Source organism: Sutterella sp. AM11-39, assembly GCF_003472385.1.
Classification (GTDB): Bacteria; Pseudomonadota; Gammaproteobacteria; order Burkholderiales; family Burkholderiaceae_F; genus Duodenibacillus; species Duodenibacillus intestinigallinarum.
Map to the genome: position 1 here is coordinate 38,987 of NZ_QRLV01000004.1, position 26,923 is coordinate 65,909.

The 26,923-nt window shown below is 56.6% G+C and carries 18 protein-coding genes and 1 CRISPR repeat array (1 of these 19 only partly in view); of the genes, 7 read left to right on the plus strand and 11 right to left on the minus strand.

Annotated features, from left to right (window positions below; genetic code table 11):
* Nucleotides 1–162: 162 nt before the first annotated feature.
* A complete protein-coding gene (locus tag DW133_RS04605) occupies nt 163–630 on the minus strand; it encodes a hypothetical protein (RefSeq protein ID WP_147408873.1) in 468 nt (155 codons plus the stop codon).
* Nucleotides 631–794: 164 nt separating this feature from the next.
* Entirely contained in the window at nt 795–2,129 is a 1,335-nt protein-coding gene (brnQ, locus tag DW133_RS04610; RefSeq protein ID WP_118275477.1) for a branched-chain amino acid transport system II carrier protein, read from the minus strand.
* 800 nt (nt 2,130–2,929) lie between these two features.
* Between brnQ and bcsA the strand changes: the two genes are divergently transcribed.
* The 4 genes from bcsA to bcsG are packed head-to-tail and all read left to right on the plus strand — an operon-like array spanning nt 2,930 to nt 10,795.
* Nucleotides 2,930–5,497 (plus strand): UDP-forming cellulose synthase catalytic subunit, encoded by a 2,568-nt coding sequence (gene bcsA / locus DW133_RS04615; RefSeq protein WP_118275478.1) that lies wholly within the window; start codon nt 2,930–2,932, stop codon nt 5,495–5,497.
* A gap of 21 nt (nt 5,498–5,518) precedes the next feature.
* The gene (locus DW133_RS04620; protein WP_118275479.1) at nt 5,519–7,735 is read left to right on the plus strand and encodes a cellulose biosynthesis cyclic di-GMP-binding regulatory protein BcsB; all 2,217 of its coding nucleotides are present in this window, start codon (nt 5,519–5,521) and stop codon (nt 7,733–7,735) included.
* Between the two features lie 19 nt (nt 7,736–7,754).
* Entirely contained in the window at nt 7,755–9,146 is a 1,392-nt protein-coding gene (gene bcsZ, locus DW133_RS04625) for a cellulose synthase complex periplasmic endoglucanase BcsZ (protein ID WP_233542116.1), read from the plus strand.
* Nucleotides 9,143–10,795 carry a cellulose biosynthesis protein BcsG gene (gene bcsG / locus DW133_RS04630; protein WP_233542117.1) on the plus strand — a complete coding sequence of 551 codons (1,653 nt, stop codon included), beginning with the start codon at nt 9,143–9,145 and terminating at the stop codon, nt 10,793–10,795. Before bcsZ ends, bcsG begins: the two co-directional genes overlap by 4 nt.
* 144 nt (nt 10,796–10,939) lie before the next feature.
* Here the strand turns inward: bcsG and ilvC are convergent, their stop codons facing one another.
* Genes ilvC through ilvB form a run of 3 tightly spaced genes read right to left on the minus strand, consistent with a single transcriptional unit; the run spans nt 10,940 to nt 14,237 of the window.
* Nucleotides 10,940–11,956, minus strand: coding sequence for a ketol-acid reductoisomerase (gene ilvC / locus DW133_RS04635; RefSeq protein ID WP_118275481.1), 1,017 nt, complete (start codon nt 11,954–11,956; stop codon nt 10,940–10,942).
* A gap of 35 nt (nt 11,957–11,991) precedes the next feature.
* Complete coding sequence (ilvN, locus tag DW133_RS04640; protein ID WP_118275482.1) at nt 11,992–12,489, minus strand: acetolactate synthase small subunit; 498 nt, start codon at nt 12,487–12,489, stop codon at nt 11,992–11,994.
* A 2-nt stretch (nt 12,490–12,491) separates the two neighbouring features.
* On the minus strand, nt 12,492–14,237 hold the full coding sequence (gene ilvB / locus DW133_RS04645) for a biosynthetic-type acetolactate synthase large subunit (RefSeq protein WP_233542118.1): 1,746 nt from the start codon (nt 14,235–14,237) through the stop codon (nt 12,492–12,494).
* A 486-nt stretch (nt 14,238–14,723) separates the two neighbouring features.
* On the opposite strand from ilvB, the gene DW133_RS04650 reads away from it, so the two are divergent.
* Together DW133_RS04650 and DW133_RS04655 are read left to right on the plus strand one after the other, a co-directional pair.
* On the plus strand, nt 14,724–16,055 hold the full coding sequence (locus DW133_RS04650; protein ID WP_118275483.1) for a sodium-dependent transporter: 1,332 nt from the start codon (nt 14,724–14,726) through the stop codon (nt 16,053–16,055).
* Nucleotides 16,056–16,284: 229 nt separating this feature from the next.
* A complete protein-coding gene (locus DW133_RS04655) occupies nt 16,285–17,628 on the plus strand; it encodes a sodium-dependent transporter (protein WP_118275484.1) in 1,344 nt (447 codons plus the stop codon).
* A gap of 152 nt (nt 17,629–17,780) precedes the next feature.
* On the opposite strand, the gene DW133_RS04660 is transcribed toward DW133_RS04655, so the two are convergent.
* The 3 genes from DW133_RS04660 to DW133_RS04675 form a co-directional block, all read right to left on the minus strand.
* On the minus strand, nt 17,781–18,539 hold the full coding sequence (locus tag DW133_RS04660; RefSeq protein WP_118275485.1) for a basic amino acid ABC transporter substrate-binding protein: 759 nt from the start codon (nt 18,537–18,539) through the stop codon (nt 17,781–17,783).
* A 104-nt stretch (nt 18,540–18,643) separates the two neighbouring features.
* Nucleotides 18,644–19,447, minus strand: coding sequence for an RNA methyltransferase (locus DW133_RS04665; RefSeq protein ID WP_118275486.1), 804 nt, complete (start codon nt 19,445–19,447; stop codon nt 18,644–18,646).
* A 543-nt stretch (nt 19,448–19,990) separates the two neighbouring features.
* Nucleotides 19,991–20,869: a hypothetical protein gene (locus DW133_RS04675; protein WP_118275488.1), complete on the minus strand. Its 879-nt coding sequence runs from the start codon at nt 20,867–20,869 to the stop codon at nt 19,991–19,993.
* 233 nt (nt 20,870–21,102) lie between these two features.
* On the opposite strand from DW133_RS04675, the gene DW133_RS04680 reads away from it, so the two are divergent.
* Nucleotides 21,103–22,947: a long-chain fatty acid--CoA ligase gene (locus DW133_RS04680; protein WP_233542119.1), complete on the plus strand. Its 1,845-nt coding sequence runs from the start codon at nt 21,103–21,105 to the stop codon at nt 22,945–22,947.
* Nucleotides 22,948–23,019: 72 nt separating this feature from the next.
* Here DW133_RS04680 and DW133_RS04685 read toward each other — a convergent pair whose 3' ends face one another.
* From DW133_RS04685 to DW133_RS04695, 3 genes are all read right to left on the minus strand, one after another.
* Nucleotides 23,020–23,583 (minus strand): aminodeoxychorismate/anthranilate synthase component II, encoded by a 564-nt coding sequence (locus tag DW133_RS04685; RefSeq protein ID WP_118275489.1) that lies wholly within the window; start codon nt 23,581–23,583, stop codon nt 23,020–23,022.
* Nucleotides 23,584–23,598: 15 nt separating this feature from the next.
* On the minus strand, nt 23,599–25,098 hold the full coding sequence (trpE, locus tag DW133_RS04690) for an anthranilate synthase component I (RefSeq protein WP_199588806.1): 1,500 nt from the start codon (nt 25,096–25,098) through the stop codon (nt 23,599–23,601).
* 511 nt (nt 25,099–25,609) lie between these two features.
* Nucleotides 25,610–26,752: an alanine racemase gene (locus DW133_RS04695; protein WP_199588797.1), complete on the minus strand. Its 1,143-nt coding sequence runs from the start codon at nt 26,750–26,752 to the stop codon at nt 25,610–25,612.
* 29 nt (nt 26,753–26,781) lie between these two features.
* Nucleotides 26,782–26,923: a CRISPR direct-repeat array (repeat unit 28 nt; unit sequence GAAACACCTCCACGGACGTGGAGAAGAC); it runs 192 nt beyond the window's last position.

Sequence of the window (26,923 nt, forward strand, 5' to 3'; positions counted from 1 at the left end):
TTATCCATCAATTATGGCCAGAACATGCAGACCACTTACTGCTTGAAGTGGTCATGAATTTTTGGACACCATGGGAGTCAAACCATCCGGATACCACGAGTCATTTGACAACAGTCCTGCGAAGACTTTTCAATAGGTTCAAAGCTCCAAGGAATCGGAGTATCACTTCTTGAAAGCATCCATCAACGCGCTTCCAAACTCGATTGCGTTTCGCACTTTACTTGCGTTTTCCGAGCTGCCACCCAAACTTGACAGCCATCCCGATGTACTCTCGGCGATTCTGTCTGCCACCAATCGCTCAACCGTGTAGGAAAGAGCCTGCTGCATACCGTTTCTCGGATCAGACAGCAGAACACGCGCAGCCTGCTTGCGACAAGGACCGAGCACCAGTTTGGATGCAAGAGCCTTCGTCTTGCTGTTAACCTGATTGATCTTGGTCTGAGGAATCGACTGGACTTTTCTGGCGGCATTGGTCGAACCAAGCGAAACGTACATGAACTGCACGAGCGTATCTCTATCCGCGGAACTCGTGTTGTTATAGATGCAACGACCAAGCTCTTCGGCGTCAGTAGCCGCCAATACCGGGGACACCACCAAGCATGCAAGAACCGCCAAAAACGTTATCTTCAACTTAATTTCTCCTCAAAATCAGACGTATTTTTCGTTTGTCAATCCACTCAAGTAAACAACCCGCGACTAAAAGCCGCGGGTTCCCTCGCGGATTTATATGAACGCACAGACGAAACAGGCTGCCTCTTTGGAAGCAGCCTGCATTCGTTTGGAATAACGATGGGTTACGGCTGGGCCGGCCCCTTCGTAAGCGACTTATGAATCATACCGATTACGAAGCCGACGACAGCAAAAGGAATCCAACCTAGCCCATAGGTATGCAACGGCACCCACTGAGCAAGAATGGCTTCAAGTCCGCCCATGGCAATCTTGGCCGTCTGCAATCCGTTGTATAGCGCCATCACGAACGTAAAGCCGATCGTCCATGCCCACACGCAACGACGGCCGCCGATCATGTTGTGCAGGAACGAAAGAATCACCAACGCCACGCAGAGCGGGTACAAGAACATCAACACCGGAATGGTCGAAACGATGATGGTCTTCAAACCGAACAAGCCGATGAGATAGGAAATCACAGTAAAGATGACAACCCAAACGCCGTACTTGATGCGGCCGCCGGACAAATTCATGAAGTGAGCGGCCGTGCAGCTGATCAAACCGATCGCGGTCGTCAAGCAAGCCAAAATCACCATGGCCGCCAGGAGCATCGCACCGCCGTTACCGAAAAGAAGTTTGGCACTCAAAGCAAGAATCGGAGCACCGGTTTCCTGAATGCCGATCGCGCTCACGCTCTCCGCACCGATCTTCGCAATGAAGATATAGATAACGCCGAGCATCGGAGCGGCAATCAACGCGGCCTTGAACACTTCGCGTGCAATGTCGGACTGCTTGGTAAAGCCGGCATCACGGACGACCCCAATGGTGAGAGACGCGAAGATCAACGCGGCAATAGCGTCGAGCGTGTTATAGCCATCAAGGATTCCCTGGACAATAGCCATCACAGGAGTCGCGTAGGGAGCGGCAGGTGTCTGCGGTTCGCCCATCGGAGTGATGAAGCTCTTGATAATAAAGACCAACAGCGTCAAAACCAACAGCGGCGTCAGGATCTTGCCGACACGATCCACAAGTTTGGACGGAGACGCAGCAAGCCATCCGGCTACGCCCAAAAAGACAGCCAGAAAGATCGGCATGCCGACTTCGAGTTGAGACGGCTCAAGGAAAGGAACAATTGCAATTTCCCAGGAGACCGTACCGGTACGAGGAACAGCAAAGCAAGGACCGATGGCCAGAATGCAGACTGTGGAATAGAAAACGCCGAACCACGGATGGACGCGGTTGCCAATTTCACGCACACCGGGAAGACCGGAATAGCCCACGGCCATCACGGTGAGTAGAGGCAGACCGACGCCGGTGATGCAAAAGCCCAGCAAAGCCCACCAGACATCGGTGCCGGCGGCCTGTCCCATGGAGGCCGGAAAGATGAGGTTGCCCGCGCCGAAGAAGAGCGCAAAGAGCATCAGACCAATAGGAATAAATCGCGTTCGGGAATCCGATTGCATGAATACACCTTGTATTTATCAGCTTTTTGTTATGAAAGAATGTCGGGAACCGCCGTGGAGCGCCAACGCAAATCCACGCTTTCCGAGTCTTGGATCCGGAAAAAATATCGACATACGGCAAACAGCATCAGGGGTCGCCTGTTTGTACCGCGTGACCGGCTGCCGAAAGTGCGGTCCCAATGCTTAAAGGCGTGCGCATGAAGCTGAGGGTAGGCTTCGGGGGTGCGCGAGCGGGAACCCGTTTCATCCTTACAAACGAATTCCTGTCCGTCGGAGCTTGGATCACAAACTTGACGGCGGCATTGGTTTCCGAACTCCGATTCTACGAATAAGCAAGCGCTCCCGCTAAGAAAAATCGTTAAAAATGCGATTATTTTCGGATTTTCGTGTTTAAAAACATCAGAATTAAGGCATTTTCCCTAAAACTTGGGCGTAAAAGGCAACAAAACACAAGGTCTCGCGCTTTTGACGTCTTTCCGCTTTCGATCCAAACGACAGGCTCCTCGTTTTGGATTTGGCCGACGTCAAAGCACGGTCAATCTGCAAGATTTTTACAATTCGGTTCTCGTTTTTTACGGCCTCGTTGCGTAATCTATCGGGCAAAAGTAGTAGTTACCATTAAAATGTTGTCCTAAAGGCTCGATGCGCCTCTGCGTCCGACATGCCTCAGCTTCCGAAACAGGTAACCGGCTTCGACCCGCCCCTGTTTTTTTGTTTTGTCGGACATCCCGGTTGCGCCGGCGCCGTGCGCCCGTCAAGCGATGTTCGGGTCATTTCGATTAAAAGAATTACAACCGCCCATGCCCAGTAAAACTCTGTCGGACTTTAAAGACCGCTTACTGAAGCCCAGTCCCAAGAGATCGGAAAAAAGCCCCGCCACCAAGCACACCCTGCCGGCGGCTTTTGCCTTTTTCCTGATTTCGATCTTTATTCCGTTAGAACGCGCTTTCTGGCAGGGCATCATCGCGCGCCGCCGCGAGCTATATCCGCACGTCAATTTTGATCATCTGTGCTTTGCCGATGTCCTGCGCATCTGCATCCAGACGATTTTTCTGGCCTTTTTTACAGCGCTGCCCGTACGCGACTTCTGGCAGTTCAATCCGCTCGCGCGTTTCATTCGCGCCGTCATCCGTTTAGTGGGCCGCATCGGCGACGCTATCGGGCGTCTGGGCGGACGGATTATCTTCAACATCGGCGCCAATTTGGTCAAAAGCCGCCGCCGCGTCGGTCGAAAGCAGGTTTCTAAGTTCCAAAACTCGATTTTTTGGGCCGCCGGCATCGTGGCTGGTCTTCTTGCTATCCTCTGCATCACCCAGCCTTTTAATGTGCAAGGCCAGGTGGTGTTCCTTTCCATCGTGCTTTTATCGGCATGGTCGCTCACTCACATCAAGGCCCGTATCTCACTGATGCTCCTTTTTGTGCTTTCGGTGACCGTTTCGGGCCGCTACCTGTGGTGGCGCTACACCTCAACAATTCACGCCGACGGCGCGATCAGCCTCTTTTTGTCATGCCTGCTTCTGGCCGCTGAAACCTACGCCTTCATCGTGATGGTCCTGGGCTACTTCCAGGTCTGCTGGCCGCTGGACCGCCGTCCGAAGCGGCTCCCCGCCGACCGCTCGACTTGGCCCACAGTCGACATTTTCATTCCGACCTACAACGAGTCGCTTGAAGTCATTAAACCCACGGTCTTCGCCGCCAAGAACCTCGACTGGCCGGAAGACAAGATCAACGTCTACATCCTCGACGACGGCAGTCGAGATTGGGTAGAGGATTTTGCCAAGGCCGCCGGCGTTCATTACATCAAGCGCGACGAACACAACCACGCCAAGGCCGGCAACATCAACAACGCGATGAAGCTCACCTCGGGCGAGTTCATCACGATCTACGACTGCGACCACGTCCCCTCTTCGGACTTTCTCACGAGCACCGTGGGCTGGCTCGTGCACGACAAGAAGATCGCGCTCGTTCAGACGCCGCACCACTTCTATTCACCCGATCCTTTTGAAAAGAACCTGCATCTCGACCGCGCCATGCCGTTTGAGAACTCGCTCTTTCACGACTACATCCAAAAGGGCAACGACACTTGGAATGCGGTCATGTTCTGCGGCTCCAACGCCGTGATGCGCCGCAGCGCCCTGGAAGAAATCGGCGGCATCGCTGTGGAAACAGTGACCGAAGACGCGCACACGTCGCTCAAGCTCAACCGCCGCGGCTGGAAGTCGGCCTGCATCTCCAAGCCTTTGGCTTCGGGCCTTTCGACCGAATCGCTTTCGGCGCACATCGGTCAGCGCATCCGCTGGGCCCGCGGCATGATCCAGATTTTCCGCCTGGACAACCCGTTGCTGAAAAAGGGCCTCACCCTGCCCCAGCGTCTGTGCTTCATGAACGCCATGATTCACTTCCTGCACGGGTTGCCGCGCATCATCTTTTTGCTCGCGCCCCTGCCCTATATGTTCTTTGACATCTACGTCATCTACGCCACGGCAGCGGCCATTTTCGCCTACGTGATTCCGCACATGGTTCACGCGGCCATCACCAATCAGCAGCTGCAGCGCGGTTATCGCTATCCGTTCCTGGGCGGTGTCTACGAAACGGTGCTGTCCTGGTACATTCTGCTGCCGACGACCGTCGCCCTGATCTTCCCGCACAAGGGCAAGTTCAACGTGACGGCCAAAGGCATGACCATCGACAAGAAGTACGTCGACTGGCACATCGCCACGCCGGTGCTCATTCTGATGGTTTTGAACCTTCTGGGCCTGGCCATCGGCATCTACAAGACGGTAACCGCTGCAGACCCGCAAGTCTCCACGCTGATCATCAACATCGCGTGGATCGCCTACAACCTGTTGGTTTTGGGTGCTGCCTTTGCCGTGGCTGTGGAAGAGATCATGGAGCATCCGCTGCCCCGCGTGCCGCTGAAGGCGGGCGCCGTAGTAACGACTTCCGACGGCACCAAGCACGCCGTGTCGGTCGTCGAATTCAGCCAGACCGAGCTCGTGCTCGACATGAAGGGGCTTGCCGCGGGTGAATCCGTCGTTATCGAAATGACGGGCAACGGTCATACGGATACGTTCAAAGCCACGGTTGCACGCGAAGCCAAGGGCTTTACGGAATTTGATCTTGTTTTCGAGTCGGTTGAAGATGAAATTCGCTTCAACCGCCAGACGTTTGCGCGGGAAGGCCATTGGGGCGACAAATTCGACAGTCATGTCGACGATCGCTTCATCGCCGGCTTCCTGCGTTTGGTCGGCTTTGCCGCGTACGGCTTCAAGTCGCTTGTTGAATTTCTGCCGGGGACGGCGGGACGTTTTGTGCGCTATGTCGTGAGCTTCTTGCCGCGCATGCCCAAGACGTCCGTCGGCCTCTAATACTTTTGAGTCTCACACCAAATGAACAAAAGAGATTTCTCTTTCAAGCATTCCCTCACGACGTTGTCGGTCTGCTCCCTTTTGGCTTTTTCCTCAACTGCCGCTCTGGCTCAGACCGGCGACGCTCCCGTGTGGCGTACCGACCTGACGGGCGGCGAAACGACGACGTACGCGCTCTCCGACCTCGCTCCCGGCATGGCGGGCAAGCCAGTCAAGCTCACGGGTTCGAATAATTCGGGCTACTTCGACTTCACGGTCAAGCCCGATGAAGTGGTGACAAGCGGCGAACTGACGCTCAACTTCACCGTCTCGCCCTCAATGCTCGCCAACGTTACGCAGCTCAACATTTTCCTTAACGGCGAACTGCAGCAGACGGCCGCACTGTCGGCAAAGCAGATCGGCAAGCCCCAGTCGCTCGTCTTCAATCTCGACTCGAAGTCCTTCCGAACCGGCCAAAACCAAGTCCGCGTGGAATTCGTCGGCCACTATCAGACGGTTTGCGAAAACGCATCCAACCCTTCGCTTTGGATGGACATTGCCCCTGAAAGCGAACTCGCGCTCAACAAGGCTTTCGTGAGACTGCCCAACGACCTGTCGCAGTTCCCGGCCCCGTTCATTTCCGAAGGCAACTCCGGACAGAACACGACTCTGCCGATCGTCTTTGCGCAGCAACCCACCGACAAGGAAGCCACGGCCGCAGCGATCGTCGCGGGCTACACCGGCAGCCTCTCTCAATGGGGCAAGGCCGAATTTCCGGTCTATTTCGGTGAAGTTCCTGCCAAGGGCCATTTCGTCGTGTTTGCCACGAACGAGCGCAAACCGGCATTCCTTTCGGAACTTCCCGCCTTCGAAGGCCCCCGCATTGAACTGCGCGACGTTCCGGGCGGTCAGCATGAAAAGATGCTCATCATCAGCGGCCGCAATGACGAAGATCTGGTCGTTGCCGCCAAGGTTCTCACGTCCGGTACGCAGATGATCGGTGACAACCACCGCGTGCGCGACTTCAAGGACGAACCCGTGCAAGGCGCCTACCAGGCTCCGAACTGGATCGATCCGCAGCAGGCCATGACGCTCAGTTCTCTGATGCGCTACCCGACGCAACTCACCTCTCGCGGTGCCGTTCTGCCTGCCATTCACCTCAACCTCAACATGGCGCCCGACATCTACGCCATCGATGGGGCCAAGGCTGAACTCAACCTCTTTTATCGCTACAGCAAACCGGCCGAAGGTCAGGTCGCTCAGATGCGCGTACTCATGAATACGGCTCTTGCCGGCAGCGACAACATGGACAGCGGCACAGACCGCGCCCGCTCCGAAGTGCTTGTCCAGGCCGCTCCCGGCCCGCTTTTCTCGGCCGTAGGTCCGCGCGACGGCATGTCTCTTACAAACGACCTTTCGATCGAAGCCTTCTACGGTACGCAGGCTCTTGAGGGTACGCCCGAAAACTGCCGTACCGTAGCCCTTCCGAGCCACAACTTCCAAATTGATCCCTCTTCGAGCATCGCCTTCAGCGGCTTTTATCACTACGCACAGCTGCCTGAAATCGCGCTCTACACGAAGGGCGGCTTCCCGTTCTCCAAGTACGCCGATCTGTCGCAAACGGTGGCTGTCCTCTCGGACGCCTCCAACGCTCAGTACGTGACAACGCTTCTGAACGCCATCGCCCGCATCTCGTCGGCCACGGGATCGGTACCGCTGCAGGTGACCGTCACCTCAAAGCTCGGCAACGATGTTTTGAAGGATAAGGACGTGCTCTACGTGGGCGGACTGCCCGCAAACATCACGAGCCTTAACAACGAAACGGCTCAGAATCTTGAAAAGGCCGTAACCGAAACGCTCGGCGGCAAGTCCGGCAAGACCGGCGTTGAAGATCCGGAAAACGCACCTCTGGCAGCTCTGCTTTCCGTGAAGTCGCCAGTTGACAGCAGTCGCGCCGTGGTGGCGCTGCTCTCCGACGGCTCGCGCGGCGCAAAGCTTTTGAACGATTCGCTGGCCGACCGCGCCCTGTTGCAGGACGCCTCGGGCGGCACGGTGTTCGTCTCTTCGCAAGGGTTGACCTCCTTTAAGCCTTCGCAAACCTGGTGGGTCGGCGATCTGCCGTGGTACCAGCGCGTTTGGGTCTCCTTTGCCAACCGTCCGTTCCTGTTGGTGCTCTGCGCCTTGATCGCCGCTGTTGTGGCCGGCTGGGGCATCTTCGCCGGCATGCGCCGTTGGCTGCGCGGCCGTTCGTCGCTCTAATCCGATGGGAGAACAAATCATGAAATTCCTTTCCCGTTCGATTTGCGCCGCTTCCGTCTGTGCCGTGCTCGCCGGTCTGTCCGCCTCGGCCCAAGCCTGGGACAAGTGGGATGCCTTCAAGGCCGCAAACGTCAACGAATCCTTCCGTGTGGTGGACTACAGCGACATCCGCCGCATCACCACCAGCGAAGGTCAGTCCTACGCCATGTTCTTTGCGCTGGTTGCGGGCGACAAAGACGCCTTTGACAAGCTCCTCGTGTGGACGGAAAACAATCTCGCCTCGGGCGACATCACCAAGTACAAGCCAGCATGGCTCTGGGGCAAACAAGGCAGCAGCTGGGGCATCATCGACAGCAACAATGCCGCCGACAGCGACATGTGGATCGCCTACTGTCTGCTTGAAGCCGGCCGCCTATGGGATCGTCCCGACTATACGGCCAAGGGCAAGGCCATGATGGACCTTCTTAAGAAGGACGTGCGCGACGTCAAGGGGCTGGGCAAGGTTCTGCTTCCCGGCTACAAGGGCTTTGAGCAGGAAAACTTCGTCACGCTCAACCCGTCCTACTATCCGGTCTTCATCATGCGCCGCTTTGCGATGGAGGATAAGGACTGGAATACGATCGTCGAAGGCACGGTGCGCTCGCTCGTGCGTTCCGCTCCGCGCGGATACGCCCCCGACTGGGTGCGTTTCGACCGCCAGGGCAAGGTTATTCCTGAAAAGGGAGCCGATTATGTTCTGGGCTCCTACAACGCCATCCGCACCTATATGTGGGCCGCAATGATGTCGCCTGCTGACCCCGTGCATGACGTGCTCGTTGAACATTTCGAACCGTTTGCCAAGCTCACGCGCGACACGAATATGCCGCCCGAAAAGATCAACATCATCACGGGCGAACGTCACGGCTACGGTTCGCCGGGGTTTGCCGCCTGCGTGCTTGAACTTCTCGGTAAGGGCCCCACGCAGGACTACCTGCGCACCGTGATCGAAAACGATCCGATCATCGGCGAAAACTACTACCGCAACACGCTGATGCTCTACGCCATCGGCTTTGACCGCGGTTTGTATCGCTTTGATCGTAACGGCTACCTGCTGATCTCACCCAAGGCGCAGCTCACCCAGGTTCCGCCCAAGGCCGCCGTGCCGGTCGACAAGTCCGTCGAGAAGGACGAACATCAGGAAGAATCCGAAGAGGCGCCCGAGCAAAACCAGGCCGCGGGCAACGCTACGCCTGCGCCCGCAGACAACGCTCCGAAGGCTGTGCAGCTGCCGGCACAGGCCGCTGCCCCCGTGGCTCCTGCCGACAACGCCGCACCGGCCGCTCCCGCTGCTGCCGCACCCGCCCCTGCCGCCGTTTCGGCACCGGCTCCTGTGAGCAGCGCTCCTGCAACGACTGAGGAAACCAACAAGTGAAATCCGTCGGAAACTTTACCGGACGCATGGTCGGCGGCCTCGGGTTATGGAACGTCTACTTCATCTGCAAGTTCTTCCTCACCCAACTCGGCTATCTGAGGCTTGAGCTTTTCGCCAACATCGCCCTTTTCTGCTTCCTGCTGCTGCCCGCCAACTCCAAGGGCATGCGCTTTTTGAAGCAGCTCATCGCGCTTGGCTGCGGCATTGCGCTTCTGTGGTCAGAAAGCTGGCTTCCCGGACCGCAGAGCATCATGGCCAATGCCTCAGGCATCACAGGCTTTTCTGTGAACTACGTCCTGCAGCTCATCTGGGACTTCATCAACTGGCGCATGGTCTTTGCGGGCTTTGCGATCCTGTTGATCTACTACGCCGCGCGCGACTTCATTCGTGTTACGGCCATCACCGGCTGCTGGCTGCTGTTCCTCGTGGTCTCGCCCTTCTTCGGTTCGGCCCCCTCTCAGCAGAGCAATCTCGTGCCGCAGACGGCCGCAGGCAAAACCGCCGTCGGCAACCCGGCTGATACGGCCGCGGCTTTGGCCGCCGCCAAGGGTACCGCTCAGGGAGAAGTCACTTCCGAAGAAATCGACAAGTGGTACCAGACGTTCATCGCATATGAAAAGGACCGCGTGGCGCAGTTCCCGGACTCGATCAAACCAAAGGACACTCCCTTTGACATCGTGATCCTTAACATCTGCTCGCTTTCGACCGACGACCTGATTGCGTCCAACCTGATCAATAACCGTACTTTCAGTCAGTTCAACATCCGCTTTGATCACTTCAATTCGGCCACCTCGTACTCGGGCCCGGCCGCATTGCGTCTGTTAAACGGCGCCTGCGGTCAGCCTTCTCACGAAGCGCTCTACGATACGCGTCGTCCCGAATGCGAGATCATGAACCGACTCGATTCGCTCGGCTTCAAGCAGCACCTGTTCCTCGACCACAGCGGCGTTTACGACAACTACCTCAACGCCATGCGCACGCAGGCAGGTCTCACCGCTCCCTTCGAGCGCCGCCGCTATCCTGTGAAGTACGTGAGCTTTAACGACGAGGAAATTGCCGACACGCTTTCCGTGTTCCGCCACTGGCGCAGCGTCGTCAACAAGGCTAAGGACCCGCGCAGCGTCTCTCTCTTTAACTTCATCGCCCTGCACGACGGCAACCGTCAGCCCGGTAAGTCGCGTTGGGAAGAGTTTGAACCGCGCGCCCGCGCCTTTATTGATGCACTCGACGTCTTTATCGCCGATCTGCAAAAGAGTAAGCGCAAGGTGATGCTCATCATCGTTCCGGAACACGGCGCTGCCGTTCGAGGCGATCGCATCCAGACCCCGCGTTTGCGCGACATCCCGAGCCGCCGCATTACGCAGGTGCCGGTGATGGTGAAGTTCTTCGGTCTCAACAAGCTGCCGAAGACCCCGGTGCATGTTACGTCCGATACGAGCTACCTCGCCCTGTCGACGCTCATCGGCCGTGTCATCGAAACGAACTACTTCAGTAAGCCCGAAGGCGCCGTTCCGATGGCCGATCTTGTGAACGACCTGCCCACGACACACATGGTAAGCGAAAACGCTCAGGCCATGGTGCTCGAATACAAGGGCAAGGACTATCTGAAGATGTCCAAGGGCACTTGGCGCCCGTACGACGCCGATTAGTCGACGTCCGCTTCACACCCTCGCAAAGAGTCCGCTTCGGCGGACTTTTTGCTATCCGGCAAAAAAAGCCCCGGAGAAAACAGACTTCTTTCCGGGGCTTCAGATCAGCGGCTCGAGACCGGAAAAGGCCTCAGGGCTCAATTTTTAGTTCTTGGACTTGTCCACGAGCTTGTGAGCGCTGATCCAAGGCATCATCGCGCGCAGCTTGGCGCCGGTCACTTCAATGCCGTGCTCGCTCGTCAGACGGCGGTTGGCCGAAAGGGTCGGATACTTCAGACCGCATTCCAAGAGGAAGCTCTTGGCGTATTCGCCGTTCTGGATCTGACGCAGGCATTCCTTCATTGCCTTGCGGCTTTCGTCATTGATGATCTTCGGGCCGGTGTAATACTGGCCGTATTCGGCGTTGTTGGAGATGGAGTAGTCCATCGTGGCGATGCCGCCTTCGTAGATCAGGTCGACGATGAGCTTCATTTCATGGCAGCACTCGAAGTAAGCCATTTCGGGTTCGTAGCCGGCTTCCACGAGCGTTTCAAAGCCCGTCTTGATCAGTTCGACGAGACCGCCGCAAAGCACAGCCTGTTCGCCGAAGAGGTCGGTTTCGGTTTCGGCGCGGAAGGTCGTTTCGAGCACGCCCGCACGGCCGCCGCCCGCAGCGCATGCGTAGGAAAGAGCCAGGTCATGAGCCTTGCCGGAGTTGTCCTGATAGACGGCAATGAGCATCGGCGTGCCGGCACCTGCGACATACGTGGAGCGCACCGTGTGGCCCGGAGCCTTCGGGGCGATCATGATGACGTCGAGGTCCTTGCGCGGAACGATCTGCGCGTAGTGGATGTTAAAGCCGTGGGCAAAAGCCAGGGCTGCGCCTTCCTTGATGTTGGGTTCGATCTGCTTGTGATACACATCGGCGATGAATTCGTCGGGCAGCAGAATCATCACGACATCGGCGCCTTGGGTCGCTTCTTCGATGGTCTTGACGGTAAGGCCGGCATTCTCAGCCTTGGCCCAGGACGAACCGCCCTTGCGAAGACCGACGACAACGTCGCAGCCCGAGTCGTGCAGGTTCAGGGCGTGTGCGTGACCCTGGCTGCCGTAGCCGATGATGGCAACCTTCTTACCCTTGATGAGCGAAAGATCGGCGTCCTTGTCGTAAAAAACTTTCATGTTTGGTCTCCCTTTTAAACAAACAGGTATGTAGATCAGATTTTGAGGATGCGCTCGCCGCGAGCGATGCCGCTTGCGCCGGTACGCACCGTTTCCAGAATCAGTTTTTCGTCAATCGACTTCATGAAGGCGTCAAGCTTGCGGCTGTCGCCCGTGACTTCGATCGTGTAGGTTTTGTCGGTGACATCAATGACGCGCGCACGGAAAATTTCCGTGATGCGCAGCATCTCGTCGCGGTCGCGACCGATGGCGCGCACCTTGATGAGCATCAGTTCGCGCTCGACGTAATCGCTTTCCATCAGGTCGTAGACCTTGATCACCTCGATGATGCGATTCAAGTGCTTGGTGATCTGCTCCATCTTCTTTTCATCGGCGTACGACACGATGGTCATGCGCGAGATGCTGTCGGTTTCCGTCGGAGCGACCGTCAAGGATTCAATGTTGTAGCCACGGGCCGAGAAAAGACCCACGACGCGCGAGAGCGCCCCCGAAGTGTTCTTGAGAAGAACCGAAAGAATATGACGCGTCTGCATTCTTACTTCTCCTCCGAAAGAACCATCTCGGTAAGCCCCTGGCCGGGTCCCACCATCGGACGCACCGGCTCTTCGCGCTCGATGTGCACGTCAACGAACACAAGGTCGTCCTTGTACTTGCCGAAGGCCTCCTCAATGCAGCGATCGAGCTCTTCGTAGGTGGTGGCGCGCAAGCCGACGTGACCGTAGCTCTCAACGAGCTTGACGAAGTCGGGCTGAACCTCCATCACCGATTCACTCATGTGACCGTTGTAGTAGGCGCGCTGCCAAACGGCGACCATGCCGAGGTAGGCGTTGTTGAGCAGGAAGATCTTGGGCTTGACGCCATACTGCTTGGCGGTGCCCAGTTCTTGAATGTTCATCTGAATGGAACCGTCGCCGGTAAAGCACACGACGTCCTCGTCGGGATGCGCAAAGCACGCGCCGATCGCTGCCGGGAATCCGTAGCCCATCGTGCCCAGACCGCCGCTCGTAAGCCACCTGCGCGGTTTGCGCAGCTTGAGGTATTGAGCGCACCACATCTGATGCTCGCCCACGTCGGTGGCATAAATGGCCTCTCCCTTGGTCTTTTGCCAGACGCGTTCGATCACGGCCTGCGGGCGGATCGGGCCCTCAGGATTGACGGTGTACTTGAGGCACTGCATCGCGCGCCAACCGTCGATACGCTTATTCCATGCAGCCAGTTCGTTTTCATCGAGCCTCTCGGTCGTCGTTTCCAGAATGCCGACCATTTCCTTGAGCACTTCATAGACATCGCCCACGATGGGAATGTCCGTCGTCACGTTCTTGGAGATCGAGCTCGGGTCGATGTCGATCTGTACGATCGTGTGGGGATTGGCTTCAAAATCCGAGGGGCAGCCAATCACACGGTCGTCGAATCGGGCGCCGACGGCAAAAAGAACGTCGCAGTGCTGCATGGCCATGTTGGCTTCATAGGTGCCATGCATGCCGACCATACCCAGATGCTTTTCGTCACATCCGTCAAAGGCACCCAGGCCCATAAGTGTCGAGACCACCGGGTAGCCGGTGAGCTGCGCAAAACGGTTGACCAGCTCGCTTGCGGACGTCGATGTCGCACCGCCGCCCACGTACAGAAGCGGACGCTTGGCCGAAAGCAGAACCTGCATGGCCTTCTTGATCTGGCCGCTGTGGCCGCGCGTCACAGGACGGTAGCTCACGATGTCGCAGCTCTTGGGATACTCGAAGGCACAGCTTCCGCACTGCACGTCCTTGGGCAGATCCACCAGAACGGGACCGGGGCGGCCGGTTCTTGCAATATAGAAAGCCTTCTTGATGGTGGCCGCAAGATCGCGCACGTCCTTGACAAGGTAGTTGTGCTTGACACACGGACGGGTAATGCCCACCGTATCGCACTCCTGGAAGGCGTCAGTGCCGATGAGGCTCGTGCCGACCTGGCCGCTGAAGACGACCATCGGAATGCTGTCGGCATAGGCCGTGGCAATGCCCGTGACGGCGTTGGTGGCTCCGGGGCCGGACGTCACCAAAGCAACGCCGATCTTGTTCGTGCAGCGCGAATAGGCGTCGGCGGCGTGAACCGCTGCCTGTTCATGACGCACGAGCACATGCTTGAAGTACTTCTGCTTGTAGATCTCATCGTAGATCGGAAGAACCGCTCCTCCCGGATAGCCGAAAACGTATTCGACTCCCTCGGCATGAAGAGCTTCGATGAGAATCTTCGCGCCGGTCATCACCGGTGCGGCGGCGCCGTTCTCTTCTGTGGTCTGCATAGGAAAATCGTTCCCTGTTGTTTCACATCCATGGCTTTGTTATGGGGTATCTTCGGATGTGCTTCGTGCCGTGGGGCGGCAGCAGGGTAAGGTTGTGCGGTGGCGTGCTGCCCGTGGGAGCACAGGTACCGGCTTGACACCGTTCGCCGCCCGCCTCTGCGGTAACAGAAGACGTCCGAAGGTGCGTTGCGTGCCGTGGTATGCAAAGAATTTCACAACGCATCAACTAATTTATCGTTTTTCAAACGAAAAGCCAAAGGGGCGAAACAACTTGAGGCTGGTTTCCTTGCGGGTTTTAAGCTTTTGTCAAATGCGGTAAGATGCCGTTCTTAGGGAGAATTTATTAGAACGGCTCCGTGCGCGTCTGTCGGATACCATTTTTTAATATCCAAGAAGCCCTTGCACGAGATCGACCTCAGATAACAGTCGGCTAACAGCCGGCGCCTTCCGTTCCCCCTCACTCAACACAAACAAACCAAAAAAAACATGGCTACCACCGCAACAACTTGGGGTTCCAGGATCGGCTTTATTTTGGCCGGCGCAGGCTCGGCAATCGGCCTGGGCTCCATCTGGAAATTCCCGTTCTGGGCCGGCATCAACGGCGGCTCGGGCTTCATCATTCCGTACATTATCTTTACGTTCACGATCGGCATCACGCTGCTGATCGCCGAACTCGTCGTGGGACGCGCCGGCCGCGGTTCGGCCCTGCATGCACTCAAGCACCTCGGCGGACCGGCTTTCTCGATCATGGGCGGCATAGCCGTTCTCACGTCCTTCGTGATTCTGTCCTACTACTCCGTGGTCGGCGGCTGGTGCGTGAAGTATCTCTTTGACAGCCTCGGCGGCAGTCTCGTGACCAACGACCCGAAGGTTCTGCAGGCAACGTTCGGCGCTTTGGTGGGCGACGGCCTCACCAATTCGCTGTGGCACCTCTCCTTCCTCACGCTCACCTGCGGCGTGGTGGCCCTGGGTGTGGTAAACGGCATCGAGCGCCTCTCGAAGTACCTGCTGCCCACGCTCTTCATCCTGATGATCGTCATCATGATCCGTTCGCTGTCGTTGCCCGGAGCCATGGAGGGCGTGAAGTTCCTCTTTGACTTCAGCTTTGACAAGCTTACCTGGATGAGTGTTCTCAACGCCATGGGCTTTACCTTCTTCAGTCTGTCTCTGGGGTGCGGCATCATGGTGACATACGGTGCCTATCTGAAGGACTCCACCGACATTCCCAACTCCTCGCTGTGGATCGCCTACCTCGCCATTCAGACAGCGCTTCTCGCCGGTCTCATGATCATGCCCGCCGTGTTCGCCATGGGACAAGATCCCAATGCAGGCCCCGGGCTCGTATTTGTGACCATTCCGTTTATCTTCTCGCAGATTCCGTTTGGCTGGTTCTTCATGATTCTCTTTAGCGTGTGCCTGCTCGTAGCCGCGTTGACGAGTTCGGTGTCGCTGCTGGAAGTCTGCATCGCCTATCTGCAGAACGAATGGCACATGAAACGCATCAGCGCTTCGATCCTGTGCTACGTCGGCCTTGCCCTGCTGGGCTTCGTCTCGGCGCTTTCCTTCGGCATATGGAGCGACGTGAAGATCTTCGATCGCATCATCTTCGATTTCCTCGACTGGTTCTGCTCGAACATCATGATGCCGCTGGGCGGTCTGTCGATTGCGCTTCTGGCAGGTTGGAAGGCCTGGAACTCGACCTACGTGCAAGTCAATCTGGTTAAGAAGTACAGCGCTTCGGCCAATGCCTTCATCAAGTTCTCGCTGCGCTTCCTTGCCCCCTTGCTGGTGCTCGTTGTGGTCGCCACGGGCGTCTGAGGCTCACCGCAAACGCACAAACTGCGCCGCATCGTACGCCTCTCGCCGAGGCTGCCTGCGGCGCTGTTTTTTTCCAGCTTCGGTGTATTTTTTTGTTTGCTGAGTGATTGTTTGCCCGTCGGCATCCGTTTTAGCATCCCAAAGATGCTATAAAGATGAATTCAGAGCGGTTTGCAATAAGTCTTGGCTTAAATCGCCCTACGTATAAGAATATTTCAGGGACACATCAATGTCTGACAACAGATCAACATGGACAAGCCGCATCGGCTTCATTCTGGCCAGTGCGGGTGCCGCCATCGGCTTAGGCGCCATTTGGAAATTTCCCTATCTGGCAGGAACCAACGGCGGCAGCGTCTTTATGTTCCCCTACATCGTCCTGTCGTTTACGATCGGCCTCGTGCTTCTGATCGCCGAAGTCGGTCTGGGCCGCACGGGCAAAGGCTGCATCGTGACCGCTTACCGAGCCATTGCGGGCAAGAACTGGACGATCTGGGGCTATCTGGGCGTTCTCACGGGCTTCATGGTGCTGTGCTTTTACTCCACCATCGGCGGCTGGACGCTTTCCTATCTGATCGATTCGGCCGTTGGCCGAGGACTTGTATCCAACCAGGACGAGCTCAGTGCGCTCTTCGGCGGCCTTGTGTCCGATCCCGTCAAATCGCTGGGCTTTCAGGCGCTCTTTCTCTTTCTGACCGGGTGGGTCGTCGCCTATGAGATCAGCCGCGGCATCGAGAAGATCTCCAAGGTGCTCATGCCCCTTCTGCTCGTGCTCGTCATCATCGTGATCGTGCGCGGCGTGACGCTGCCGGGCGCCTCCGAAGGTCTCGCCTATCTCTTTAGCTGGAATCCTGAAGCCTTCAGCTGGAAGAGCCTGCTCGCCGCAATGGGCTTTACCTTCTTCTCGCTTTGCATCGGTTGCGGCTGCATGCTCACCTACGGCTCCTACCTCTCGCAGGATTCAAACCTCATCAACGGCTGCGCCTGGATCACATTCCTGGCAACTGCCGCCTCCATCCTGGGCGGCCTGATGATCATGCCGGCGGTCTTTGCATTCCATCTCGATCCGTCCGCCGGTCCCGGCCTCACCTTCATGACGATGCCGGTCGTCTTCGCGCAGCTTCCCTTCGGACAGCTCTTTGCGTTTGCTTTCTACCTGTGCCTGGCCGTGGCGGCCATCACCAGTTCCGTATCGCTTCTCGAACTCGTGGTTGCTTTCCTTGTCGACGAACTCAAGATGCGCCGCATGACGGCTTCTCTGGTGAGCTGCGTCGCGATGCTTGCGGTCGGGTCGCTCTGCACCCTTTCTTTCGGACCTCTGGCTGACGTCAAGCCCCTTTTCGAGCGCAACTTCTTTGATCTCTTTGACTACTTCACGAGCAACCTGTCGCTTCCGATCGGCGGTCTCGTGATCTGCGCTCTGGTGGGCATCAAGCGCTGGTCGATGATGAAGGACGAAATCCGCATGGGTTCAGGCGTTTCCGACTCGATGATGTCGATCTTTCGCGGCATTCTCACGATCGGCTGCCCGCTTCTTATCGTCGTGGTGCTGATTTCCGGCCTGATGCCGAGCTAAGCGCTTTGACATTCATCCAAGGCCAAAAGCGGCGCGATCCTGTCGACAGGCGCGCCGCTTTTCTTTTGCGGTCCATAACAAAACCGGACTGCCCATGAAAAGCAATCCGGTTCGCGTGCAGACCCTGCGGGCCGCTCCGAAAGAAATTCAGCTTACTGAGCGAACCACTTGGAGTAGATCTGCTTATCTTCTCCGGCCTGTCGAACGGCTTCCAGGCCCTTGTTGAGCTTGTCAAGGAGTTCCTTGTTGCCCTTCTTCACGGCAAAGCCATACTGCTGCGCGTCTTCGATTGCCGGCTGTAGCTGCAGAGACTGAGACATACGCGGCTGGGTCTTCATGAAGTAGGCAAGCACGGGACGATCGTGCACCACGGCTTCGGCGTTGCGGCTCGTCAGAGCCATGAAGGCTTCGCTCGTGGCGTTGTAATTGGTCACCTTGGCACCGGGAATATCCTTGGCCTTGTCGGCACCGGTCGTGCCGATCTGCACGGCGATCGCCTGATTCTCCAGAGACTTGAAGTCGGGATACTTGGCGGCGTCTTCCTTGCGAACGAGCATGGAAAGGCCGGCCGTGTAGTAAGGAGCCGTGAAGTCTACTCGCTTGGAACGTTCTTCGGTGATGGTGACGCCTGCGGCCACCACATCGACCACACCCATACCCAGAGCGGGAATCAGCGCGTCAAAACCCATGTTGACGACTTCGATGTCGTAGCCGGCCTTATCGGCAACGGCACGAATGAGGTCAATGTCGTAACCCACGAATTCGCGGGTCTGGGTGTCCATAAATTCAAAGGGAGCGAACGTGGGCTCGGTGCCCACGCGAAGCTTGTCGCGAGCCAAGGCATCATCAGCCGCCGCGACAGAGAGCGTTGCGACTGCGCAGACGCTCAGGAGCAATTTTTTAAAAACCATGTGTCTAGTGGTTGAACCGGAAGGTCAACCGTACGCAAAAAGCAAAGATCGGATTATACAGACGCGTGTTTGTTAGCAAAAGCCTGTCGATTCAGCGCTGTAGCTTAAGCGTCGGCCAAAAGTCGGCGGCGGCGCTGCTCGAAAAGACAGACCGCGGCGGCCGCCCCAACATTGAGCGACTCGCATGCCTGCTCGATCGGAATGAGATAGCGTTCGTCGGCAACGGCCAGAGCCTGCAGAGAAAGCCCCGGGCCTTCGGCGCCCATCATCCACACCACGGGTCCCTTTTCCCAGCCCTGCGTGCGGAACAAGTCCATTCCGCCTCGGGCGTCTGCTGCCAGCACGCGTCCAGCGAAAAGCGTGTGAATTTCTTCGGCACAGACATTGTCGTAGAGTTTGGCGCTGAAGTGAGCTCCCATACCGGCTCGCAACACCTTGGGTGCCCAGAAACCGGCCGAACCGGAACTGGCCGCGATGTGACGCACGCCCGCAGCCAAAGCGGTGCGAATGAGCGTACCCATATTGCCCGCATCCTGGACACCGTCGAGATAAAGCGCGTCCTCGACAATCGGCTGCATCGGACGTTGGGCAAACTCGACTGCCACTTCCACCATGATGCCCGTGCCGTTTTCGACGGGACAGACCGCATCGTAGAGCTTGTCGGCCACGGTCAGAAATTTGGCCCCCGTTTCCTCGGCCACGCGCTCGGCAAGCGCATGGACATCCGGATGGACGTTGTTTTCACGCACAACAACGGCTCGCGTCTCAGGACGCTTTTCGCAGATCACTTCCGCCAGATGAATGCCCTCGGCAAGCGTCGTTCCGATTTTCTTTGCACCTCTCGGATGTTCGGAGATCTTTCTCCAGCGCTTGATGTTTTCGTTGGCTGCGGAATTGATGAGCGTCATGGGTTTAAAACAGCTGTAGCAACATAAAAGATGAATTGTAATCGCGGCAAGCATTCGGCGATTTCGCTCGCTTCAAATGCGCAGCTGAAGTAAGACTTTGCACCAAGACGGTGCATGTTCGATGGGCACCTTGTGCTTGTCGCTTTCTTAAGAGTATTGTTTATTTGATTTAGATCAAACACGAAATTTCTTTTTCGGAAGCAATTGACAAAGTGATGGCTGTAAGTCAACAACCGGCTGCAACAACGAAAAAGACAATCAGAAGGCGCGGAAGCCGTGCCGGGGAGAATGGTCAAGAAAAAAATTACCGGTCAAGCAAAAAGGTTGACATCGTTTTCCTGAGTTTGTCCGACGTCAACCTTTTTCGGATCGCTTGCTTGAAGTCTTCGGCGACCAAACCGAGCTTCAAATTCTGAGGAGCAGTTGAGGAGCAACGCATATGTGTGTCTGCGATCGTTGTCAAGGTAGCACGTCAGCAGACTCCTCGAAAGGGCGGTATTTATCCATCAGAAAGACTACATAAGGGTTTACGTGCACATCAACTTACACACCGTCTAGAAATGCTCTCTTTTGGTGCGTCTCCTCGGTTCGATCCTGTACTTGCTCCGCTTCGTCACGAATGAAGACGCGCTTGGTGTAGGCGTCCTTCAGAAAGTCTGCGCTGTTGTGTCCGGCCGCCAGGCGAACGGCTATCAGAAAAGCTATGGGCAAAAGCGCAAGCGACATACACAGATCAGATCTGCTTTCCCGCTGGCGCAAAAGCTCCTCGCGCCTTTGTTTTTCAGGAACCGCCGCTGACAAAACGCTCATTGCAAGCAGCGCTCTGAAACCTGCGCTTCGCTTTTGCTGCGCCAGACAGCGTTGTTCGTTGATTTCCTCCATGTACTGCGAGAGTCCCTCTTCGTCATTTCTTACTTTGTAATGGATCACCATGCGCGAATCGGCTCGTCGCCCAAACGTCATGCACACGACGAAGACAGCCAGAAACGGGACCACCACAGGAAATGCAAACTGTACGAGAGACGCCAGCAAAGCTCCTTCTTCTCGGTTGTAGCGGCAGGCCTGAATCGTGCAAAAGAGCACGCAAGCCGCGATGCAGGCGAAATAGGCCGACGGAAAACGAGAGGCATCGGCAAAGATAAGAATCCAAACAGCAGTGCAGGCCGCCGAAAAGCTGAGCAGATCCGGATAGATGACAATCCCATCCTCAGCAGTAACACCCTTCATGGCCCGCGTTCCTTTTCGCACAACAGCTCCGAAAGCCGCCAGCAGCGCCGCCGCAAAAGCCGTGCACGCAACAAAGCCCGCCGGTACAAGCCAAAGGCGCATTACGGTGGCAAGCGCGGCATAGCCTACGAAAAAGCAGACAGTAAAAAGACAGGCAAAGAGCACTTGCCGCGTGTACTTGTTGCTGCGAAACATCCGCTAAAGAAGGAGTAAAGGTAGGAAACGTCAAAAGTTTTGTCTTTCGGAATTGTAGGGACGCACTTAACGGATTTAATAAGTACGCTAGACATCATCCGAACGGATGATGCTCAACGGCATTGAATCGGGCGCGCGGTATAGTTCGGGGATTGCTTAAACGAATACTTCGACGGCAAGGGTTTTGCGCACGCCTAGCCTGCAAAATCGCCGTCTCCACAAAGGAATTTGCAGTGACCGATAAAACCGATACCATGCAAACGCGCCGCGCCGAGCTTCAGGTTCTGCGCACGCTTCCCGAACTGCTCACACACCATCTGGAGCAGCGGCCGCAGATTCCGGTTTACATGTACTACGACAACCGCGTCAAACAGTGGCAGACCCTCACTGTTCAGGAAACGTACGAGCGCGTCATGCGCTGGGCCCATGCCTTTGCGGCTCTCGGCCTCAAAAAGGGCGAACGCGTCGCCATGCTCCTTCCCAACAGCATTGACGCCATCTGCTTTGACATGGCTGCCCTCATGTGCGCTCTCGTGCCCGTGCCGCTGCACGCGATCGACACGGCGGGCTCCTCGGCCTTTATTCTTCGCGACTCAGGCGCCCGCTTCCTCGTCACGACCAAGTTCAATCGCTGGCGCGACATCGGCGCTGCTATGGAATTACCTGATCTGCAGACCGTGGTGATCACCGAAGAAGGCGTTGAGACAACCGTCTCCGACGGTAGAACCGTCACGAGCGTCGATCACTGGCTTGCCACGGGCCAAGGCGTCGAACTGCCGCCCGGCCCCGAGCCCACCGACCTCGCCGCCCTTGTCTACACGTCGGGCACGACGGGCAAACCCAAGGGCGTCATGCTCACGCACCGCGCGCTTCTTGCAAACATCAACGGCATTTTGAGCAGCATCTGTCCGCGCGTCGACGAGGTATGGCTCTCGTTTCTGCCGCTTTCGCATACGCTCGAGCGCATCGCGACCTATTACCTCGCGCTCGGCATGGGCAACCTCGTGGCGTTCAACCGAAACATCGGTCTCCTGCAGGAAGACATGCGCGTCATCCGTCCCACCATCATGCTGAGCGTGCCGCGCGTCTATGAAAAGATCTACTCCAAGATTCAGGATCGACTTGCGACGCAGTCGCCCTTTGTGCAGAAGATCTTCCGGTGGGCGGTTGACGTCGGCTGGCGTCGCTTCTGCCGCAAAAACGGCCTGCCCTGCCCTTCGGGCTTCTCTGCGCTTTTCGATCCGTTGGTGGCAGGATTCCTTGACAGGAAAGTGGGTGCCGGCATCCGCAACATCTTCGGCGGTCGTCCTTATGTCTACATTTCGGGCGGAGCTGCTTTCAATCCGACCGTAGCCAAGGTGTTCCTCGCCCTGGGCGTTGAAATTCTTCAGGGCTACGGGATGACCGAGGCCTCGCCCGTGGTGTGCGTCAATAAGCTCGGCAGCAACAATCCGCAGACTGTCGGTATTCCGCTCGACAATCTCGAGACCAAGCTCGGTCCCAACGACGAACTGATGGTGCGCGGCCCGAACGTGATGGTCGGTTACTGGATGCGTCCGGAAGACACCCGCGCCGTTCTCACCGAAGACGGCTGGCTCAAGACGGGCGATCAGGCCGACATCTACAAGAGCGGCCATATCCGCATCAAGGGCCGCATCAAAGAAATCATTGTCACGAGCACGGGCGAAAAGATCCCGCCGGGAGACCTGGAACAGGCCATCGAAACCGACAATCTGTTCGATCAGGTGATGGCCGTCGGCGAAGATCGCCCCTACATCGCCTGCCTGGCGGTCGTAAATCCCGAGCAGTTCGACAAGTTCGTCAAGGAACTCGGCAAAGATCCCAAAGACGAAGGCATCTTGATGGACAAGGAAGTGCGCAACGCCGCACTGCGCCGCATCAAGGCGTTGACGCGCGACTTCCCGAACTACGGCATCCCGCGCAACGTGCGTCTGCTCGCCGAGCCCTGGACGATCGAAAGCGGTCTGCTCACGCCTACGTTAAAGCTCAAGCGCGCCAAGATACGCGAACGTTTCCACGCCGAAATCGACGAGCTCTACGGCGATCGCCGCGGTTAAGCTTTTGAAGTCGGTTTCCTGTGTTGAACGGGCCTCTGCTTTTGTGAGCTGAGGCCCGTTGCCATTTCATCGTCAGAGACGCAGAAAGTTTTTCAGCAGTTCGTGACCGAATTCGCTGGCGATTGATTCCGGGTGAAACTGAGTCGTCTCAATCGGCAATTCCTTGTGCCTGAGTCCCTGGATTTCTCCGTCTGAACTGACAGCCGTCACCTCCAAAATGTCAGGCAACGTTTCGCGTTCCACCACGAGCGAGTGATAGCGCGCAACCGTCATCGGCGACGGCAGTCCGCTGAAAAGTCCTTTTCCGTCATGTGTGATGCAATCCGTCTTGCCGTGCATGACATGTCCGGCCCGCACCACGCGCCCGCCGAACACTTCTCCTACGGCCTGATGGCCAAGACATACGCCCAGAACCGGTACATACTGAGAAAAACGCACAATGGCCTCCTTCGAGATGCCTGCCTGCGCCGGAGCACACGGTCCCGGTGAAATGCAGACACGGTCGGGCTTGCGTTTCAAAAGTTCCTCGACGGTTGCCTCGTCGTTTCTCACAACCTGCACTTGCTCTCCGAGTTCCTGAAAGTACTGCACAAGGTTGTACGTAAAACTGTCGTAGTTGTCGATCATCAGGAGCATTTTGTTTCTCCTCGTTCAGATTCCGCTTTCGAAACCGGACTCCGCCAGTTCCGCCGCTCTCAAAACTGCGCGTGCCTTATGTTCCGTTTCCGCATATTCCATCTCGGGGATACTGTCGGCGACAATGCCGGCGGCGGCTTGAGCGTAGAGCCGTTTGTCCTTGATGACGGCCGTTCGTATGGCAATTGCGAGATCCATGTCCCCGGCAAAAGAAAGGTAGCCGACCGCACCCCCATAAATACCGCGCGCCACGGGCTCAAGCTCGTCGATGATTTCCATTGCTCGGACTTTGGGCGCTCCGGTGAGTGTTCCCGCCGGAAAAGTCGCTTTCAAAACATCGAAATTGTCGAGTCCGTCGAGGAGTTCCCCTTCGACATGACTGACCAAGTGCTGAACTTGCGAGTAGCGCTCAATGGCATACTTGTCTGTCACGCGAACGGTGCCCGGTTTGGCGATACGGCCAATGTCATTGCGTGCCAGATCAATCAGCATCAGGTGCTCGGCTCGTTCTTTAGGATCATGCAGAAGGTCTTCGGCAAGTCGGCGGTCGTCCTGCACATCAACTCCTCTGGGTCGAGTTCCAGCAATGGGTCGAATCGTCGCGATCCGTCTTCCGTCACGCAACTCCTGCCGCACCAGAATTTCCGGCGAAGCTCCGACAACAAAGTGGTCTCCAAAGTTGTAGAAGTACATGTAGGGCGATGGATTGAGACTTCGCAGCGCACGGTACAGAGAAATCGGGTTTTCAGTAAAACCGCGTTCGATGCGCTGCCCGATCTGCACCTGCATGCAGTCGCCGGCCAGGATGTAGTCCTTGGCTTTTCGTACAGCCTTCAAATAGTCTTCTTTGGCAAACGGACGCTCTGTTTCGTGAACAATGCCACCGGCGGCATACGGAGCTTCCACCGGACGGGTCAACGACTGCTTGAGCCTTCGGATGCGATGAACGGCCGCTGAGTACGCCCCCGGAACTCTCGGATCGGCATTGATAACAATGTACATACGACCCTTAAAACTGTCTATCACGATGAGCTCTTCACACAACAGCAAGCAAATATCCGGTCCACCAATCCCTCCGGACTTTTTGCGTCCCAGTTTGCTTTGCTCGATCAATCGTACCGTGTCATAACCGAAGTACCCGACCAGTCCGCCCGTCAAGCGAGGCAATCCCTTCGGCAAGGCAACACGAAAACGATTGAAGAATCTGCGAACAAAATCAAGCGGGTTGGTTTCAGTGTCGCGTTCGGTTTCTTGTCCGTCAGTCAGAACCTGAGAGCAAAAGCCAGTATCCGTCAGATAACTAACGATCTTTGTACGAGCCTTTAACCCCACAAAGCTGTATCGTGAAAAGCTTTTGCCGCCTTCCGCACTTTCCAGCAAAAAAGTGTCAGTGTCCCGGCCAGCAAGCTTCAAATAGATTGACAACGGCGTTTCCAAATCGCACAGGCATTCACTTACCAAGGCGATACGGTTATAGCCTTCACGTGCAATCGCTTCAAACTCGATTTCGGTCATCATGATTGAAAATTTCCTCAAGAACGGATTCCGCCCGGGCCAGACCTTGAAATAAGCACACTTTGGGCGCCTTTTGGCGCATATCCTCAACTGAGGTATCGCCAGCCGGCAGACGGAAATCACTGAAAGCAAATCGGAGAAGAAATTCAACAGCTCATAAACAAGCTATTAAAACGTGCGCAGACGATGACCCCGACAATCCGCCGGAGAGCATCGGCTTAATGAGGAGAAGTTTTAGGAGCGCCAGCACCAAGCCCCCCGTGCATACCAGCCGGACGGCTTATGCACGCGGCGTACCGAACGAATGTGCGCAAATTGTGCTGCAGACAAAATCATGGCGTCGGAACTGCCGATGGGCAAAAACATGAGAGGTAGAAAGGAACCGGTTTCGGTTGCCCTTTAGTTGTAGCGAAATCGTAAACAGGTTGCAATAAGCAAAAGAATGTAGAAAGCGGAAGCGAACCTGGTTCTCCGCTTCCGCCAATCTGATGTCAATGCACCGGGGTTGTTATCACCAGTTGTTGATCTTGGGCCAGATCGTCTGCACGTTGTTGTTCTCGTCGACAACGAAATACTTGTCGAACGCGGCGGCCGTCGGACAGGCATGGTTGGGAAGAATTCTCAGGCGCGTGCCCACCGGGAACGCTTCGGGATCAATTGCTGAGCCGTCTCGGCTGCAGACGATGCCGTGCTCCTGGTTGGCCGATTTCATCCAGAGGTTTTCAATCGGCTTGCCGGCCTCGTCACACACGAGACCGTAACCCCAGTCGACCGCCTGAGCGGCCGTACCGCGGTCTCGACTCATCGCCATCCAGCCGCCGTCCGTGATGATCCAGCCTTTTTGGGGCTGATGGCCGATCACCGTCACCAAAACGGACAAAGCGATCTCTTCAACCTTGCAGACATTGAGTCCTGCCATCACCAGGTCGTGAAAGACGCCCACGCCGCTACGGTATTCCGTGACGCCTTCAGTATCCTTGACGGCCGTAAAGGTCGGAGTCGACCCCACGGAGACTATCTCGCACGGGTAGCCCGCGTCCTTAAGCACATTGGCAGCCTCCATGATCTGATGAACTTCGTTGGCTGCGCAGGCTTCCAGTTCCTCACGATTGCGGGAAAGGTAGCTGTCGCCGGCATGCGTCAGGACCCCCTTGAAAACGGCGCCGTCGGTCAGCGCCTTGGCTACCGTCACCAACGCGGGATCATCGGGCTTGAGACCGGAACGATGTCCGTCGCAATCGATTTCAAGCAGCACACCAATTCTGGTGTTGTGAGTGCAGCAGAATTCACTGACCGCCATCGCACTAGCGAGATTGTCGAGAATGATCTTGACGTCGGCACCGCGGCTGTTGAGAAGCGCGATGCGCGGCAACTTCTGCGGAGCGATGCCCACGGCATAAATGATGTCCGTGATGCCCTCTTCATCGAACATGTACTCGGCTTCCTTGACAGTCGAGACCGTGATGCCGCCGAACATGCCCTGAACCTGCATGGCGGCAATCGGCGCGCACTTATGCGTCTTGACGTGCGGGCGCCAGTTGACGCCGAGCTCGTGAGCGCGCCTCTGACAATAATCAACGTTTTCGAAAAGTTTGGCCTTGTCGATCAAAAGGCTCGGTGTGTCGAGTTCGCTCAACTTCAGACTGATAGACATGTCTCCTCTCCGGACTGAATTATCTGAAATCACCTCGGTGATTTTAGTGGAGAAGACGCTCGAGCAAGGAGCTTCAGCAGTCCCGGGTGGGAAACACCTCCACGGACGTGGAGAAGACCCCAGAGAACCATTCGGCGCGTCGGAAGACCTTGGAAACACCTCCACGGACGT

Excerpts from the sequence above, each read along its gene's own strand:
- DW133_RS04665 (WP_118275486.1), bottom strand. The coding sequence starts at position 19,447 with ATGACGCTCATCAATTCCGCAGCCAACGAAAACATCAAGCGCTGGAGA.
- ilvB (WP_233542118.1), bottom strand. The coding sequence starts at position 14,237 with ATGCAGACCACAGAAGAGAACGGCGCCGCCGCACCGGTGATGACCGGC.
- DW133_RS04620 (WP_118275479.1), top strand. The coding sequence starts at position 5,519 with ATGAACAAAAGAGATTTCTCTTTCAAGCATTCCCTCACGACGTTGTCG.
- ilvN (WP_118275482.1), bottom strand. The coding sequence starts at position 12,489 with ATGCAGACGCGTCATATTCTTTCGGTTCTTCTCAAGAACACTTCGGGG.
- DW133_RS04685 (WP_118275489.1), bottom strand. The coding sequence starts at position 23,583 with ATGCTCCTGATGATCGACAACTACGACAGTTTTACGTACAACCTTGTG.
- bcsZ (WP_233542116.1), top strand. The coding sequence starts at position 7,755 with ATGAAATTCCTTTCCCGTTCGATTTGCGCCGCTTCCGTCTGTGCCGTG.
- DW133_RS04675 (WP_118275488.1), bottom strand. The coding sequence starts at position 20,869 with ATGTTTCGCAGCAACAAGTACACGCGGCAAGTGCTCTTTGCCTGTCTT.
- trpE (WP_199588806.1), bottom strand. The coding sequence starts at position 25,098 with ATGACCGAAATCGAGTTTGAAGCGATTGCACGTGAAGGCTATAACCGT.
- brnQ (WP_118275477.1), bottom strand. The coding sequence starts at position 2,129 with ATGCAATCGGATTCCCGAACGCGATTTATTCCTATTGGTCTGATGCTC.
- DW133_RS04650 (WP_118275483.1), top strand. The coding sequence starts at position 14,724 with ATGGCTACCACCGCAACAACTTGGGGTTCCAGGATCGGCTTTATTTTG.
- bcsA (WP_118275478.1), top strand. The coding sequence starts at position 2,930 with ATGCCCAGTAAAACTCTGTCGGACTTTAAAGACCGCTTACTGAAGCCC.
- DW133_RS04655 (WP_118275484.1), top strand. The coding sequence starts at position 16,285 with ATGTCTGACAACAGATCAACATGGACAAGCCGCATCGGCTTCATTCTG.
- ilvC (WP_118275481.1), bottom strand. The coding sequence starts at position 11,956 with ATGAAAGTTTTTTACGACAAGGACGCCGATCTTTCGCTCATCAAGGGT.
- DW133_RS04695 (WP_199588797.1), bottom strand. The coding sequence starts at position 26,752 with ATGTCTATCAGTCTGAAGTTGAGCGAACTCGACACACCGAGCCTTTTG.
- DW133_RS04660 (WP_118275485.1), bottom strand. The coding sequence starts at position 18,539 with ATGGTTTTTAAAAAATTGCTCCTGAGCGTCTGCGCAGTCGCAACGCTC.